Below are 15944 nucleotides of genomic sequence, written 5' to 3' on the forward strand. Positions count from 1 at the left end.
GAGGTCTATCCATGGAGGTATTAAAGGTTTCAGCAAAATCCAATCCCAATTCGGTAGCTGGTGCATTGGCAGGGGTGTTGCGTGAGCGGGGTGCAGCCGAGTTGCAAGCGATCGGGGCAGGTGCTCTCAACCAAGCCATCAAAGCGGTTGCCATAGCTCGAGGCTTCGTCGCACCGAGTGGCGTAGACTTGATATGTGTACCCGCATTCACCGATATTGTGATCGATGGAGAGGATCGTACGGCAATTAAGCTGATTGTAGAGCCGAGATAACGCCGCATGCGTGCAAAGGAAAGTCTGGTTTGTAGGTTCAGCCTGTTTACGACAATTCATGTAAGCAGGTTTTTTGTTACCATATAAGAATTTGTCCAATTGAGGTTGATGAGATGGATTCTTATTGATGGGTGCGGATCTTACTGTATATCCTGTAAGACCCGTGTAATAGTGCAGCAGCTAACAGTCAGTGAATGCACACACAATTTGCTTGAGCTGCACACTTGGATAGCGTCAAGCGCTGTTTCATCCGAACAACAGGAGCAGACGTCATACCATTATTGATCATAGTGGCCACCTGTATGAAGCATGAGGGTGTCCATTTATGTGCCGGACAAGCGTATACAGACATTAGAAATGTTACAATGGAAGCAGTCTTGAAGGACGTATGGATAAAAAGGCCATGAGCAAGAGACTTCAAGAAGGACAACAAGAAGAGGAGTAATGATCATGAGTCAACGCGTTATTGATTTTCACTGTGATGTCTTGTACAAGATGCTTTATACGGGAGAAGTAGATCTAGCTCAGCATGAATCAAGAGATATTACCCTTCCAAAGTTGATTGAGGGGAATGTGGGACTTCAAGTACTGGCTTTGTTTGTAGAGCCAAGCTTGGTGACAGGTCCGCCGCGCTTCTCACAGCTTGTTCGCATGATTGATGTGTACCATGAGCATATGCTTAATCATCCGGAGATTCGTGCGCTCAAGTGGCGAGAGGAACTGGCTGATGCGGTGAATCAGCAGGATCGGATCAATACGATTCTGTCGCTTGAGGGTGTGGATGCTCTAGAGGGCGACCTTGTCTATCTGCGCACGCTGTTTCATTTGGGTGTGAGATTCATCGGTCTAACTTGGAATCACTCCAATTGGGCGGTAGACGGAACACTTGAGCCGCGCCAAGCAGGCTTTACAGAGACAGGCAAGCAATTAATCAAGGAATGCGAACGGCTTGGCATGACGCTTGATGTGAGTCACTTGAATGAAGCGGCGTTCTGGGAGCTGCTTGAGCTGTCCGATCGTCCATTGATTGCTTCGCATTCCAATGCCAAAGCGATATTCGACCATCCGCGCAACCTCTCGGATGAACAGATCAAAGCAATCATTGCGCGCGATGGCCGAATCGGCATTACATATGTGCCTTACTTTGTCGCTGATAAGGAAGAAGTCACGATTGACGATCTCGTGAAGCATATCGATCATATTGTGAATCTTGGCGGCAACAAGCATGTGATGCTTGGCTCTGATTTTGACGGCATTGATAAAAAGATCCAAGGATTGGAGCATGCGGGGCAGCATCCTGCCTTATTAGAAGTGCTGGAGAAAAGATACGGCCAAGCCTTCGTCCAAGATATCGCGCACGGCAATGCCTATCGCTTCTTGTCTCAAAATCTTCCTAGCCGAGCGGAATAGTCGGTTATTCATCTCGGTTTGGTATGAAACCCATCTAAAGATTCTATTAAGCGCTTCTGCTAAAACGCTTGCTTTTTCCAAGTACTGGTCATAGAATGAATGTGACTCAAAGGATGGTTACCATTCTTACGGAATCCAATCATGGGTGGATGTCTCTAGTGATGAGGGACTTGCGGAGTCATTTAAAGGAGTGGGCGAGCTTGATAAATCAATTGTCTTGGAAAATTGGGGGACAGCAAGGGGAAGGTGTAGAGAGTACGGATCGTATTTTCTCTACAGCGCTGAACAGATTAGGCTATTACTTATATGGCTATCGGCATTTTTCGTCGCGGATTAAGGGCGGACATACGAACAACAAGATTCGAATCAGCACCGCTCCGATTCGTGCGATCTCTGATGATTTGGATATATTGGTCGCTTTTGACCAAGAGAGCATTGATCTCAATGCTCACGAGCTCAGAAGCGGGGGCGTTATTGTTGCGGACGCTAAGTTTAAGCCTGCCGTTCCGGAAGGATTGAACGTGCAGCTCTTTGCTGTGCCGATCACGGCGATTGCAGAGGAGCTTGGCACTTCGCTGTACAAGAATATGGTTGCTTCCGGCGCTTCCTGGGCTCTGCTCGGTCTTCCGCTGGAAGTATTCAATAAAGCGGTTGAAGAAGAGTATGGCCGCAAAGGCGCTATCGTGGTAGAGAAGAATATCGAGGCAGTCCGCCGCGGTTCTCAGTTCGTGCTGGAACAGGCGGGTGGTCCATTAAGCGCGTTCCAATTGGAGCCCGCAGATGGTGTGCAGAAGCTGTTTATGATCGGAAATGATGCGATGGCGCTAGGAGCGCTGACAGCAGGCTGTAGAATTATGTCTGCCTATCCGATTACACCTGCTTCTGAGATTATGGAGTATCTCATTAAGCAGCTCCCTAAATTCGGCGGCACCGTGGTGCAGACTGAAGACGAGATCGCAGCGGCAACGATGGCGATCGGCTCGAATTATGCGGGTGTACGGGCTATGACTGCTTCTGCTGGACCAGGATTATCCCTCATGATGGAGGCCATTGGTCTAGCTGGGATGACGGAGACCCCGCTTGTCATTGTGGATACTCAGCGCGGAGGCCCATCGACTGGATTGCCGACGAAGCAAGAGCAAAGTGACCTGAACGCGATGGTGTACGGCACACATGGTGAGATTCCAAAGATCGTGATAGCGCCTAGCTCCATCGAAGACTGCTTCTATGACATGATCGAAGCCTTCAACTTGGCGGAGAAATATCAATGTCCGGTAATCGTGATGACAGATCTTCAGCTGTCGCTTGGGAAGCAATCCTGCGCGGTGCTTGATTATGATCGGATTGTGATTGACCGCGGACGTCTCGTTCGCGATGTCCCTGAACTGGAGACGCATGGCCAGTTCAAACGCTATGAATTCACGGAGAATGGAATCTCGCCGCGCGTGCTGCCAGGAGAAAAGGGCGGCCTTCACCATGTAACAGGTGTTGAGCATGATGAGGTGGGTCGTCCATCCGAGAGTGCAATCAACCGCCAGCGGATGATGGATAAGCGCCTTGGCAAGCTAAAGTCGCTTGAGATTCGCAAGGCTGTGGTAGCTGACGCACCATATGAAGAGCCTGATGTGCTTATTATCGGCATGGGCTCAACAGGGGGCACCATTGACCAAGCGCGTATTAAGCTTGAACAAGAGGGATGGAAGACGAATCACCTGACTATTCGTCAGATTCATCCTTTCCCTACAGCACAGGTGAAGCGATATACGGAGCGGGCGAAGCAGATTATTGTGCTGGAGAACAATGCAACAGGACAACTTGCGGATCAATTGAAGCTGAATGTGGATTGCCGCAGCAAGCTTACGAGCATGACCAAGTATGACGGCACGCCGTTCCTGCCGCAAGAAGTTTATTCCAAAAGCAAGGAGTTGGTCTTGAATGGCAACCTTCAAAGAGTTCCGCAATAATGTAAAGCCTAACTGGTGCCCAGGTTGTGGAGACTTCTCCGTACAAGCGGCCATACAGCGTGCTGCTGCTAATGTTGGGCTTACACCTGAGAATCTTGCGGTCATCTCTGGAATTGGCTGCTCAGGACGCATCTCCGGGTATGTTAACGCTTATGGCTTTCACGGCATTCACGGACGCGCGCTGCCGATCGCACAAGGTGTTAAGCTTGCTAACCGTGATCTGACGGTCATTGCGTCAGGCGGCGACGGAGACGGCTTCGCAATTGGCATGGGGCACACCGTGCATGCGATAAGACGCAATATCAATATGACGTATATCGTCATGGATAACCAAATCTACGGATTGACAAAAGGCCAGACCTCGCCTCGAAGCGCTGTAGGCTTCAAGACGAAGAGCACTCCTGAAGGGTCCATTGAATCTACGCTGGCACCGCTAGAGATTGCGTTAGCCTCTGGCGCTACTTTTGTCGCACAATCCTTCTCAAGCGATCTGAAGCAGTTGACTGCCTTGATCGAGCAGGGCATACAGCATGAGGGATTCTCCCTTATCAACGTATTCAGTCCATGTGTTACCTTCAACAAGATTAATACGTATGATTGGTTCAAGGAAAACATTGTGAATCTGAATACTGTTGAAGGCTACGATCCGAGCAATCGCATTCAGGCGATGACGAAGCTGATGGAGACCAATGGCATGATTACAGGGCTGATATATCAGGATTCAAGCCGCAAGTCATATGAAAATCAGATCGTCGGCTTCCGTTCGGAGCCGCTCGCTCAACAGAATTTGAAAATATCGGAAGAAGCATTTGAAGGTTTGCTGAAAGAGTTCAAATAATTTTCATATAATTGTTGAAAAGGCATGCGTCAAGTGACGTATGCCTTGTTTATTTTAGTAGTATAATAATGGTTGGTACTGCAACAAGAGAGAGATAATCGAGAGGTGGAAGAAACATGAAAACTGTACCTGTCGGCGTATCTGGACGCCATATTCACTTGACGCAAGAGCACATCGAGGTGTTGTTTGGCGCAGGATACCAATTGACTGAATTCAAAGCATTATCCCAGCCTGGACAATTCGCTGCCAATGAGACGGTTGAAGTAATCGGACCAAAAGGCTCCTTTAAAACCGTTCGTATCCTTGGCCCAGCTCGTCCTGCTTCCCAATTGGAAGTATCCCGTACGGATGCATTCTCGCTTGGCTTGAAGCCTCCAGTACGCGAATCAGGCAATATCGAAGATACTCCTGGCGTTAAGCTTGTTGGTCCTAATGGAGAAGTGGAATTAGAGCAAGGTGTAATCGTAGCAGCACGTCATATTCACTTCCATACTTCTGATGCTGAGAAATGGAACATTCAAGACAAAGCGAAGCTGCGTGTACGTGTTGGCGGCGAGCGCGGCGTTGTATTTGAAAATGTTATTGCTCGTGTATCTCCTAACTTTGCACTGGACATGCATATCGATACCGATGAAGCGAATGCAGCAGGTGTGAAGAACGGCGATACGGCTGAGATCGTGGAATAATGGTCAAACACATAGGCTAGAACATAAAAGGCTCTTCCAATTGGAGGGGCTTTTTTTGTTGTTTGCTTACCTTGGAAGAGAGAGGACGTGCTGTCGTGTATGGCAAGCTTATAGCTTGCATGACGAAGCGATCAGATGCCTAAAACCATATAAGCCCGGCATTTAGCAGTGAAGGTGGTAGTATAGCAAAGCGCCAAATGGTCCGATTTACTGCAGCGCTTTCTTAAAAACTGTCCTATATCTTGGAATGTTTCGGTTAAGAATGATATAATTTATTGTACTCTGAGAAAAAGATAGACCTATAAAGGGTTCCTATAATGGAGGATATTAGAAGGAGTGACCAGCATATGAGCAAGGAGTCCAAAGATTACTCCAAGTACTTTGATTTCTCAAATGCCAAGGTGATATCTGAGGATGAGCATGGCAAAAAGATACGCATTACCGGGCGTGAAATTTATATCAAATCTGAGCCAAGCCAAAAAGAAGGAAAAAAACGCGGAAAAGAAAGCATTGAGGTGCACTACGCAGATGCCGTGCCGGAGGAGATGCGTCAGCTTGGCGCAGGCAAGCACTATATCATTTATACGTTCGGCTGTCAGATGAATGAGCATGATTCCGAGACGATGAGCGGCATGCTTGAAGAGATGGGCTACAAGAAGACGGAAGACCGTATGCTGGCGGATATCATATTGCTGAACACATGTGCGATTCGGGAGAATGCAGAAGACAAGGTGTTCGGCGAGCTGGGGCATCTAAAAACATTAAAACTAGAAAAGCCCGAGCTGCTGCTTGGGGTATGCGGCTGCATGTCTCAAGAAGAGAACGTGGTGAGTCGGATTATGCAAAAGCATCAGTTTGTTGACATCATCTTCGGAACGCACAACATTCATCGACTGCCTTATCTGGTTCGCGATGCGCTGTTCAACAAAGAGATGGTCGTGGATGTATGGTCGAAGGAAGGGGACATCATCGAGAATCTTCCGAAGAAGCGGGGCGGCATGCGCGGCTGGGTCAACATTATGTATGGCTGCGACAAGTTCTGCACCTATTGCATTGTGCCATACACACGCGGCAAGGAGCGCAGTCGCCGTCCAGAGGATGTCATCGAAGAGGTTCGTGAGCTGGCGCGTCAGGGCTACAAGGAGATTACGCTGCTAGGGCAGAACGTGAACGCGTACGGCAAAGACTTCGAAGACCGCGAGTATCGCTTTGGCGACCTCATGGATGACCTGCACAAGATTGATATTCCGCGAATTCGCTTTACGACATCTCATCCTAGGGATTTCGACGATCATCTCATCGAAGTGCTGGCGAAGGGCGGCAATTTGGTGGAACATATTCATCTGCCTGTTCAATCCGGCAGCACTGAAGTACTGAAGCGCATGAGCCGAAAGTATGATCGTGAGCGTTATCTGGAGCTTGTGAGAAAGATCAAGGCAGCGATTCCACATGCCGTGCTGACAACAGACATTATCGTGGGATTCCCTGGAGAAACGGACGAGCAGTTTGAGGAGACGATGTCTCTTGTGAAGCAAGTCGGCTATGATCAAGCCTATACGTTTATTTACTCCCCGCGTGAAGGGACGCCGGCAGCAGGAATGGAAGACAATGTACCGTTGGAAGTGAAGAAGGAGCGTCTCTACCGCCTCAACGAAGTGCTTGGCGAGATGAGCAGATCCTTTAATGAACAGATGATCGGGAAGACCCTCGAAGTTCTTGTGGAAGGGCAGAGTAAAAATAATGCAGCGGTGCTCTCCGGACGCACAAGAGGCAATAAGCTCGTCCACTTCCAAGGTTCACAGGAGCTGATCGGACAGTTTGTACATGTTAAGGTAACGGACTTTAAGTCCTATTACATTTCTGGGGAGCTTGTCACAGAACCGATGCAAAAGAGTTCTTAAAATTTCCATGAATATCCGTTACAATAAGACTGCATGGTACATTTATCCAATAAAGCAGATTGAATGATGATAGGGGAGATATTCATTGACTAAGCCTACAGAAGAACCGCAGGCAGGGAATACGCAAGATCAAGAAGCATATGTCATGCCTTCGTTCAATACACGCGACTTGCTTGTCCGTGAAGATATTATGGGCAAGGCCAAGCAGCTTGCAGAAATGATCTGTACGACAGAGGAAGTCGTGCAGTACCAGCAGGCAGAGAAGCTGATTCAAGAGCATAATCGAGTGCAGGAGCTTATTGCATCGATGAAGAAGAAGCAGAAGGAGATCGTAGCCTTCGAATCATTCCGCAACCAAGAGATGGTGAAGAAGATCGAAGCTGAGATCGAAGCGCTGCAAGATGAGCTTGATGCCATACCGCTTGTGGTGCAATTCCAGCAAAGCCAGACCGATGTCAATTACTTGCTCCAGCTTGTGATGTCCGTTATTCGCGATTCTGTAGCGGACAAGATTACGGTGGAGGGCGCTGAAGCTGCAGCGCCGGACAATTGCAGCGAATAGCTGCTTGATGAGCAAGCTGGCTTCACTCCATACAGCGGAGGGGCCCTTCTCATCCACTTTATAAGATGAGCATGCTTTGAATAATAAGAACCGCCCAGCTTCCTCGAAGAGGCGGCATAAGATAGAGAGTGTCTACCTTATGCCCTTTTTCGATTGAAGCAGGCGGTTTTTTGCTTACGGCTGTATGCGGCTGAGATGGTGATCAATAGATAATTTTAGCGTTCGGATATTATTCGAATGCCCACCGAATTCTTGGCAACTGCGTCCTGAGTAACTGTGCTTTGCGCTGCGAATATGCGCTAAGCTTTATGCCAATGCTTTACGAAGCTCAGCCGTCAACAGAGGCACAATCTCGAAGAGATCACCAACAATGCCATAATCTGCAATCTGGAATATAGGCGCCTCTGGATCGGTATTGATGGCGATGATCGTACGGGATTGACTCATCCCAGCTAGGTGCTGGATGGCACCGCTGATGCCGCAGGCAAAATAAATCTCGGGTGTAACCACCTTGCCTGTCTGGCCGATCTGCAGCGCATAATCACAATAGCCGGAGTCGCAAGCGCCGCGCGAAGCCCCTACAGCGCCTTGCAGCACCTCAGCCAGCTCCTCGAGCGGCTTAAAGCCTTCCTTGCTCTTAACGCCTCTGCCGCCAGATACTACGATCTTGGCTTCAGACAGATCAATAGAGCCGCTTATCCGTTCTACAACGCGTGTAACGACCGAACGCAAAGAAGGCTTCGGAGGAGTGAGCTTGACTACAACGGGTTCAGCGGACCCGCAATGCATGGAAGCCGGAAGTTCTTGAAGAGGAGTAAAATTGTTCGGCCGTATTGTGATGATCCAAGGTGAGGCTTCTGCAAATGATTTAGACTCGAATGCTTTTCCTGCATAGATTGGCCGTTTGAATAAGACGCCTTTTTGAGAAGGGGATAAAGCAATCACATCAGAGATTTGTCCAGCATCAATAGAAGCAGCGAGCATAGGTGCTAAGTCTTTGCCTATTGCAGTATGTCCCATAATGATCACATCAGGCTTAACGTTATCGTACCACTGCTTGACGGTTTGCAAGGCATAGTCTGGCTCGTAAGGTGTGCTAGCTTCATCCTCCACGACATATAAGGCCTGGAGGCCTGTCTTCAGCAGCTTCTCCTGTCTTGCTTCCAGATTTGTTCCTATTAAGAGAACGCTCACCGAGTCACTAAACTCTGCCAGCTGTACGGCTGCCTGCAGCGCTTCGAATGTCGATTGCCTAAGCTCCGTTCCTCTAGACTCTGCAATAACGGCGATATGACGTCCCATGAATGATGATCTCCTCTCTGCTATCCTAGCGTTCCTTAAGCTTCAAATACGTTGGAGCTTGATCTTAAAGCCTGTATAAGCTGCTGTACCTGCTCCTCCGCAGAGCCTTGAAGCATTTGACCTGACATTCGAGGAGGAGGGAGTTCTAGCAATTCACGCTGGGTCTTCTGGGTGTTGTCCAACAAAGCCAGCAGTTCTGAAGCAGGGACCGTCGTAACCGGTTTTTTCTTTGCCTTCATAATGCCTGCAAGCGAAGGATAGCGAGGCTCGTTTAAGCCTTGCTGACAGGTGAACAGGGCGGGCAAGCTTACGTTGACATATTCGGTATCGCCTTCTGCATCGCGTTCAATGGCTGCCGTCGTCTCATCCACTCGCTCAAGCTTAGTGATTGCACCGGCATGAGGCCACTGAAGCAGCGTGCTCAGACGAATGGCTGTCTGAGAGCTTCCTTGATCAATGCTGAAATTGCCAGCCAATAGAAGGTCGACTTGACGGTCCTTCAGAACGTGATAGAGACATTGTGCAATGCCCCATTCATCCACGGCTTGCAGTTCCTGATCCTCAAGCTCAATATGCACGGCCTCATCAGCGCCCATGGCAAGCGCGGTGCGAAGCGCTTCACCTGCTCGATCAGGGCCTGCCGTGTATACCGTAATATGGCCTCCGTGCTGTTCTTTCCACTGTATAGCCGCTTCAATTGCATACTCATCGTAAGGATTGACCACCCATTTTACATCCTCGTCTTGAATCTTCCCTTCATGGATCGCAATCTTCTCCTCGGTATCGAAGGTTTGCTTCAGCAGAACTGCGATGTGAAAGGATTCATTTGTATGACTCATCTCATCACCTCAATCAATGTCAGTTTGGTCCTAGTACCAATTCGCAAGGCCGGTATACTCCATCTATATGTGGAAGTTGTCAGGCATATTTCAATACAAGCGCATTTTTTCGTGATCCAGATCATATTCATCAAACTATGAATACATCAGCTAGAAGAGAGAACAATGCTTGATCATAGGACCAGTAGGACGTACCATCGGAGCCGGTCATTGAAAGGGGGGACGGCATGGACTTCAGGTGGATCGAGTGGCTGTTGTCTTTGCTATGCATTGGAGTGAGCATCTATTGGTTTGTCATCATCGTCTGGCGCAGGTTCAAGTATGTACAACTTGGTGTACCGGCAGCTTCACCAGATAACCGTCAGGGCATTAAGCAAGCACTGCTCCAAACCTTCTCGCAAGGGAAGCTGTGGAAGGATTGGCGAAGCGGGCTGATGCATCTCTTGCTGTTCTACGGATTTTTGCACCTGCAGATTGGTGCCATCGATCTTATTCTCATAGGACTGACAGATGCTCATCTGCCGCTGCCATACTACGAGACATTTGTCGTTGCGCAGGAGTGGACGGTGTGGCTGGTGCTTATTGCGATCTTGTACGCAGGGTATCGCCGTTATGTGGAACAGCTGCCGAGATTGAAGCGAAGCTTTAAGTCAGGAGTGGTCATTCTTTTTATCACCTCTTTGATGGTAAGCGTGATCGGTACCATGCTGTTTGAGCGCGTGATTACCGGCAATGTGTCCTCACCAGGCTCGATCATTGCGGTGGCTGCCGCAGCCATCCATGCCCCTCCAATTCTCTTGGTGGCTGGCTATAAGCTGTTCTGGTGGCTGCATCTTCTTATTCTGCTCGCCTTTTTGCTCTACGTTCCCCAGTCTAAGCACTTTCATTTAATCGTAGCTCCCTACAATCTCGTCATCCAGCGTCCAATACAATCTATCGGCAAGCTCCACTCGCTCGATCTTGAGGCAGAGGATGCGGAAAGCTTCGGAGTTGGAGCGATTGAAGGCTTCTCCCGCAATCAGCTCGTTGATCTGTACGCTTGCGTGGAGTGCGGCCGCTGTACACAAGTATGTCCAGCAGCAGCAACAGGCAAGTGGCTGTCTCCGATGCATATGATCACGAAGCTAAGAGACCATCTAACGGAAAAGGGGGCTGCGATCACTTCATCTTCTCCATGGGTTCCCTCGTTATCAACAGCTTATACCGTTCATCAATGGCATCCTGATGAGGAGGATGTATCGTCTTCCACATTACAACCCTTGTCTTTAGAATCGCCGAGGGGGCGCTCGATAAGTCAAACCATGAGTCGCCAGCAGGCCAGCTGGCAGGGAAGGTATCATTACGCTGCCTTAGAGAAGCACGCTGGCCATGGGGTTGGCAAGCACAAAGATCCTAGAGAGCTTCAACTAATCGGCGATGTCATGTCAGAAGCAGAGCTGTGGGCCTGTACGACCTGCCGCAACTGCGAGGATCAGTGTCCTGTGGGCAATGAGCATGTCGATAAGATTATCGATATGCGCAGATATTTGGTACTGACTGAAGGGGAGCTTCCTGCGGATGCGAAGCGGGCTATGACGAATATTGAGCGCCAAGGCAACCCGTGGGGATTGAATCGCAAGGATCGAATGAATTGGGCAGTAGAGTGGGAGCAGCAGGACGGGATCAAGGTGCCGACGGTTAAGGAGAATCCTCATTTTGACTATTTGCTGTTTGTAGGGTCAATGGGGTCATACGACCGCCGAAGCCAGCGTGTTATGCGCGATTTGGTTCGACTCCTGCAGGCAGCAGATGTATCGTTTGCCATTCTAGGCAATGAGGAGCGAAGCTCAGGCGATACCGTGAGACGTCTTGGCAATGAGTTTTTGTATCAGGAACTGGCTCAGGAGAATATTCGTCTGTTTGAAAAATATGACGTGAAGCGCATTGTCACAGCCTGCCCGCATACCTATCACACGATGAAGAAGGAATATCGCGATTACGGCATGTCTGAGTCGTTAATGATCTATCATCACTCGGAGCTTCTATGGTCGCTGTGGAAGGAAGGAAAGCTGCATCTGAATCATTCAATCCAAGAACAGGTCGTCTGGCATGACTCTTGTTATCTAGCTCGTTACAACGATGTAGTGGCAGAGCCAAGGCAGCTGCTGCAGGCGGTACCGGGTCTTACCCTCCTTGAAATGGAACGAAGCGGTAAACGTGCAATGTGCTGCGGGGCTGGAGGCGGACAGATGTGGATGGAAGAGACTGAGGGCTCAAGAATGAACGTAGCTAGAGTGGAGCAGGCATTGGCCGTGCTGCCAAGCGTCATTGGCAGCGCCTGCCCATACTGCCTGACGATGATGGAAGATGGCACGAAGCAGTTGGAACGGCCTGAGGTCCAGACGCTTGATCTTGCTGAGATCGTAGCAAGGTCTGTCCTAGGAGATTGAGTGCTTGATAGATGTAGATGAATGGATGGATGGAACTTCGAAAAAGGAGTGACCGGGGTGTCTTACAAACAATGGAATGATCTAAAAAGCGCTGCCGTCATTGGCTCGGGCGTTATGGGCGCAGCGATAGCTGCTCATCTTGCAAATGCAGGCATAGAGTGTCATCTCTTCGACATTGTACCGCAGACACTCACAGATCAGGAACGGCTGAACGGCGGGTCTTTGGAGCACCCTGCGGTTCGCAATCGATTATCCATGCAAGCCATAGAACGATTGAAGAAGACAAAGCCATCTCCACTCTACATGGAAGCGTTTGCGAAGCGAATCCATCCTGGCAATCTAGAAGATGATCTGAAGAAGCTTGAGAAGGTGGATTGGATCATTGAGGCCGTAACGGAGCGCTTAGATATCAAGCAGCAGGTGTTTGCTCGCATTGAGCCATTTATTAAAGCCGGCACACTAATCAGCTCCAACACATCCGGCATCTCGCTCAATGCTATTGCTGAAGGAAGACAAGACATGTTCAAGCAGTCCTTTGTCGGCATTCATTTTTTCAATCCGCCAAGATACATGCATCTAGTAGAGGTCATCCCAACTTCGTATGCGAAGAGCGAGGCTGTTCAGCGCGCGGTTCAGTACTGCGAGCGAAGATTAGGAAAAGGCGTTGTCCTTGCCAAGGATACGCCGAACTTTATCGGCAATCGGATCGCAACGCATGGGATCGTAACCGTGCTTCAGGAGATGGAGCGCACTGGTCTTAGCATTGAAGAGGTGGATGCGGTAACAGGTCCTGCTATGGGGCGGCCCAAGAGTGCAACCTTCCGAACGCTTGATCTGGTTGGACTGGATACCTTTTCTCATGTGGTCAACAACTTAGCGGATCATGCTCCTGAAGAAGAGCGTTCGTTGTTTGTGCTTCCTGCATGGTATCACTCTTTGCTAGAGCGAGGGGCGTACGGAGAAAAGTCAGGCCAAGGCTTCTATAAGAAGCTTGGCAAAGGTAAAATCGCTGCTATGCGGACGGATTCGATGAACTATGAGGAGCGTGCAAGCGTGCAATCGCCGACACTTGATGCGGCTAAGCGTGCGAAGGGAACGAAGGAGAAGCTCAAGGCACTGCTTCAAGGCCGTGACGCGTATGGTCAGTTTGCATGGAATATCTTAAAGCCAAGTCTCTTGTATAGCGCTTCCCAGTTAGGCATCATTGCTGAGAAGATCGAGGATATCGACAATGCGATGAAGTGGGGATTCAACTGGCAGCTAGGGCCCTTCGAGACGTGGGATGCAATAGGCGTACGGACATCCGTGGAGAAAATGCAGCAGGAAGGGGAGACGATTCCTTCCTTTGTGCTTCAGATGCTTGAAGCAGGACACGAGAGCTTTTACAAGCAAGAAGGCTCGAAACGCTTCTATATCTCAAATGGCGAATATCGCGGGATAGACAGCGTGCCCGAGCATATTTCGCTTAAGCAGCTTAAGAGTGAAGGCAAGGTCATTATGAACAATGCGGGCGCAAGTCTGATCGACCTTGGCGACGAGGTAGCCTGTCTGGAATTTCACTCCCCTAATAATGCCATTGGGGAAGACATTCTCTCCATGATTGTACGGGGCGCAGCAGAGGTGGAGAACAATTATCGCGGGCTCGTAATCGCCAATGAAGGCCGGCATTTTTGTGTAGGGGCAAATCTGATGCTGCTTCTGGCAGAAGCGCAGGCCGAGGAGTGGGATGAGATTGATGAGATCATCCGCCAGTTCCAGCAATCGATGCTGAAGCTTAAGCAGCTGGCGAAGCCAGTGGTTGCCGCTCCGCATCAGATGACATTAGGCGGTGGCGTCGAGGCATGTCTTCCTGCAGATGTGATATTGTTCAGCCCAGAAACATACTTTGGCTTGGTCGAGACCGGAGTAGGCCTTATACCAGCAGGAGGAGGCTGCAAAGAAGCAGTATTGCAGCAATCACAGCGCTTCACGCATCGAGAGGATGATCTTACCCCGCCGATGCTGCGGACCTTTGAGACAATTGCGATGGCGACAGCTTCGACAAGCGGCCATGATACCGAGCGAATCGGATACAAGCGATCTCAGGACCGGGTTTTGAATGACGCGAGAAGACGGATCTTCGAAGCCAAGCAGCAGGTGCTTGCCATGGATCAAGCAGGCTTTAGAAGCCGTTATGATCCATTGATGCGTGTGGCAGGACGCGAAGGCAGAGCTGCCATGTCGGTAGCGATACACAGCATGAAAGAAGCGGGATATATCTCTGCGCATGATGCGCTGATTGCTTCAAAGCTCGCCTATGTGCTGGCAGGAGGAGATGCTCCAAGCGGAGCCTTGGTCACGGAGCAGTGCATGCTGGATCTGGAACGGGAAGCCTTTCTTTCCTTGTGTGGAGAGAAAAAGACGCAGCAGCGCATGGAGCATATGCTGCGTACTGGCAAACCATTACGCAATTAACGGGATAAAGGAGGGCTCGGCATGAGTGCACAGGAGGGAGCAGGACAGCAAAAACGAAGCCGAACGAGGATACCGATGGAGCGGGAAGCGGTCATTGTAGCCGTGGCCCGGACAGCAGTTGGCAGAGCGAAGCGAGGTTCATTAGCCGAGACCCGAGCGGAGGATCTTGGCCGGACAGTCGTCGAAGCTGTACTACAGCGCGCACCAAGCGTGGCCCGAGAGGCAATTGACGATGTGATCTTTGGTTGCGCCATGCCAGAAGGAGAGCAGGGACTTAATGTCGCGAGAATCATTGCGATGTATGCCGGCTTGCCAAACTCCGTTCCCGCCGTCACGGTTAATCGCTTCTGCTCATCTGGTCTGCAGGCGATAGCCTATGGAGCGGAGCAGATTCAGGCAGGGGCAGCGGATGTGATCCTGACTGGCGGTGTGGAGACGATGTCTCATGTCCCGATGACTGGCTTTAAGATCGCTCCCCACCCTATCATTGCTGAAGAAATGCCGGAGGTTTACATGGGCATGGGCCACACGGCAGAACGTGTCGCCAAGCAATTTAGAATCACGCGGGAGGAGCAGGATGCTTTTGCTTTACGAAGCCATCAGCGGGCAGCAGCTGCAAGAGCTGGAGGGAAGTTCTCAGAGGAGATTGTACCTGTTGCCGCTGATCATTCGGTTCAGCTCGCAGACGGAAGATACAATGTCGTTCAGAAGCGCTTTGATCAGGATGAGTGCATTCGTGAAGATACAAGCATGGACGTACTTGCGAAGCTTAAGCCATCCTTCTCCTATGATGGCACGGTCACCGCAGGCAATGCTTCGCCAATAAGCGATGGGGCTGCCTGCGTGCTGATGATGAGTCGGGAGCAAGCGGAGCAATATGGTCTTAAGCCGCTAGCGACATATAAGGGGTTTGCAGTGGCAGGTGTGGCCCCTGAAATTATGGGCATCGGGCCAGTTGAGGCGATACCTAAGCTATTGAAGCAAAATGAGGTATCTTTGGAGAGTGTCAAGCTTTTTGAGATTAATGAGGCGTTTGCTTCTCAATGCATCGCTATCATTCGCGAGCTGGGTCTTAACGAGGAGCTCGTGAATGTCAACGGCGGAGCTATCGCACTGGGGCATCCCTTGGGATGCACAGGCGCGAAGCTGTCGATCAGCCTTATTCAGGAACTAGCGCGCCGTGGGGGCGGACTTGGCATTGTCTCCATGTGCATAGGGGGCGGCATGGGTGCCGCGGGTTTATTCGAGGTTCATGCATAGACTATGGTTGGAACGAGGGGGAATGAA

At 50.1% G+C, this 15944-nt stretch carries 12 protein-coding genes; 10 read left to right on the forward strand and 2 right to left on the reverse strand.

Features of this window, described 5'->3' with window-relative positions:
- Positions 1 to 11: 11 nt before the first annotated feature.
- The 7 genes from B9Y93_RS03430 to B9Y93_RS03460 all read left to right on the forward strand — a co-directional run bounded on the left by B9Y93_RS03430 (position 12) and on the right by B9Y93_RS03460 (position 7633).
- A complete protein-coding gene (locus B9Y93_RS03430) occupies positions 12 to 272 on the forward strand; it encodes a stage V sporulation protein S (RefSeq protein WP_005550495.1) in 261 nt (86 codons plus the stop codon).
- Positions 273 to 722: 450 nt separating this feature from the next.
- A complete protein-coding gene (locus B9Y93_RS03435) occupies positions 723 to 1682 on the forward strand; it encodes a dipeptidase (RefSeq protein WP_085492941.1) in 960 nt (319 codons plus the stop codon).
- A gap of 200 nt (positions 1683 to 1882) precedes the next feature.
- Positions 1883 to 3646 carry a 2-oxoacid:acceptor oxidoreductase subunit alpha gene (locus tag B9Y93_RS03440; protein WP_085492942.1) on the forward strand — a complete coding sequence of 588 codons (1764 nt, stop codon included), beginning with the start codon at positions 1883 to 1885 and terminating at the stop codon, positions 3644 to 3646.
- Entirely contained in the window at positions 3618 to 4484 is an 867-nt protein-coding gene (locus B9Y93_RS03445; RefSeq protein ID WP_085492943.1) for a 2-oxoacid:ferredoxin oxidoreductase subunit beta, read from the forward strand. Before B9Y93_RS03440 ends, B9Y93_RS03445 begins: the two co-directional genes overlap by 29 nt.
- 116 nt (positions 4485 to 4600) lie before the next feature.
- Positions 4601 to 5170 (forward strand): phosphate propanoyltransferase, encoded by a 570-nt coding sequence (gene pduL / locus B9Y93_RS03450; protein WP_085492944.1) that lies wholly within the window; start codon positions 4601 to 4603, stop codon positions 5168 to 5170.
- Between the two features lie 347 nt (positions 5171 to 5517).
- Positions 5518 to 7071, forward strand: coding sequence for a tRNA (N6-isopentenyl adenosine(37)-C2)-methylthiotransferase MiaB (miaB, locus tag B9Y93_RS03455; protein WP_085492945.1), 1554 nt, complete (start codon positions 5518 to 5520; stop codon positions 7069 to 7071).
- Positions 7072 to 7216: 145 nt separating this feature from the next.
- Positions 7217 to 7633 (forward strand): YlbF/YmcA family competence regulator, encoded by a 417-nt coding sequence (locus B9Y93_RS03460; RefSeq protein ID WP_085493942.1) that lies wholly within the window; start codon positions 7217 to 7219, stop codon positions 7631 to 7633.
- A 306-nt stretch (positions 7634 to 7939) separates the two neighbouring features.
- Here B9Y93_RS03460 and B9Y93_RS03465 read toward each other — a convergent pair whose 3' ends face one another.
- Positions 7940 to 8935, reverse strand: coding sequence for an electron transfer flavoprotein subunit alpha/FixB family protein (locus tag B9Y93_RS03465; RefSeq protein WP_085492946.1), 996 nt, complete (start codon positions 8933 to 8935; stop codon positions 7940 to 7942).
- A gap of 35 nt (positions 8936 to 8970) precedes the next feature.
- The gene (locus tag B9Y93_RS03470; protein ID WP_085492947.1) at positions 8971 to 9774 is read right to left on the reverse strand and encodes an electron transfer flavoprotein subunit beta/FixA family protein; all 804 of its coding nucleotides are present in this window, start codon (positions 9772 to 9774) and stop codon (positions 8971 to 8973) included.
- 227 nt (positions 9775 to 10001) lie between these two features.
- Here B9Y93_RS03470 and B9Y93_RS03475 point away from each other — a divergent pair, with 227 nt between their 5' ends.
- From B9Y93_RS03475 to B9Y93_RS03485, 3 genes are read left to right on the forward strand one after another with little or no spacing between them, the layout of a single operon-like run.
- Complete coding sequence (locus tag B9Y93_RS03475) at positions 10002 to 12203, forward strand: (Fe-S)-binding protein (protein ID WP_085492948.1); 2202 nt, start codon at positions 10002 to 10004, stop codon at positions 12201 to 12203.
- 57 nt (positions 12204 to 12260) lie between these two features.
- Positions 12261 to 14657 (forward strand): 3-hydroxyacyl-CoA dehydrogenase/enoyl-CoA hydratase family protein, encoded by a 2397-nt coding sequence (locus tag B9Y93_RS03480; RefSeq protein ID WP_280522875.1) that lies wholly within the window; start codon positions 12261 to 12263, stop codon positions 14655 to 14657.
- A 21-nt stretch (positions 14658 to 14678) separates the two neighbouring features.
- The gene (locus B9Y93_RS03485; RefSeq protein WP_425320327.1) at positions 14679 to 15917 is read left to right on the forward strand and encodes an acetyl-CoA C-acyltransferase; all 1239 of its coding nucleotides are present in this window, start codon (positions 14679 to 14681) and stop codon (positions 15915 to 15917) included.
- The last annotated feature ends 27 nt before the right edge of the window (positions 15918 to 15944 follow it).

This window comes from Paenibacillus aquistagni, from assembly GCF_900177815.1.
GTDB classification, from domain to species: Bacteria; Bacillota; Bacilli; order Paenibacillales; family Paenibacillaceae; genus Paenibacillus_B; species Paenibacillus_B aquistagni.

Bases quoted from the DNA above. Each gene is read 5' to 3' on its own strand.
- B9Y93_RS03470 (WP_085492947.1), bottom strand. From the start codon at position 9,774: ATGAGTCATACAAATGAATCCTTTCACATCGCAGTTCTGCTGAAGCAA.
- pduL (WP_085492944.1), top strand. From the start codon at position 4,601: ATGAAAACTGTACCTGTCGGCGTATCTGGACGCCATATTCACTTGACG.
- B9Y93_RS03460 (WP_085493942.1), top strand. From the start codon at position 7,217: ATGCCTTCGTTCAATACACGCGACTTGCTTGTCCGTGAAGATATTATG.
- B9Y93_RS03430 (WP_005550495.1), top strand. From the start codon at position 12: ATGGAGGTATTAAAGGTTTCAGCAAAATCCAATCCCAATTCGGTAGCT.
- B9Y93_RS03485 (WP_425320327.1), top strand. From the start codon at position 14,679: ATGAGTGCACAGGAGGGAGCAGGACAGCAAAAACGAAGCCGAACGAGG.
- B9Y93_RS03445 (WP_085492943.1), top strand. From the start codon at position 3,618: ATGGCAACCTTCAAAGAGTTCCGCAATAATGTAAAGCCTAACTGGTGC.
- B9Y93_RS03475 (WP_085492948.1), top strand. From the start codon at position 10,002: ATGGACTTCAGGTGGATCGAGTGGCTGTTGTCTTTGCTATGCATTGGA.
- B9Y93_RS03465 (WP_085492946.1), bottom strand. From the start codon at position 8,935: ATGGGACGTCATATCGCCGTTATTGCAGAGTCTAGAGGAACGGAGCTT.
- miaB (WP_085492945.1), top strand. From the start codon at position 5,518: ATGAGCAAGGAGTCCAAAGATTACTCCAAGTACTTTGATTTCTCAAAT.
- B9Y93_RS03435 (WP_085492941.1), top strand. From the start codon at position 723: ATGAGTCAACGCGTTATTGATTTTCACTGTGATGTCTTGTACAAGATG.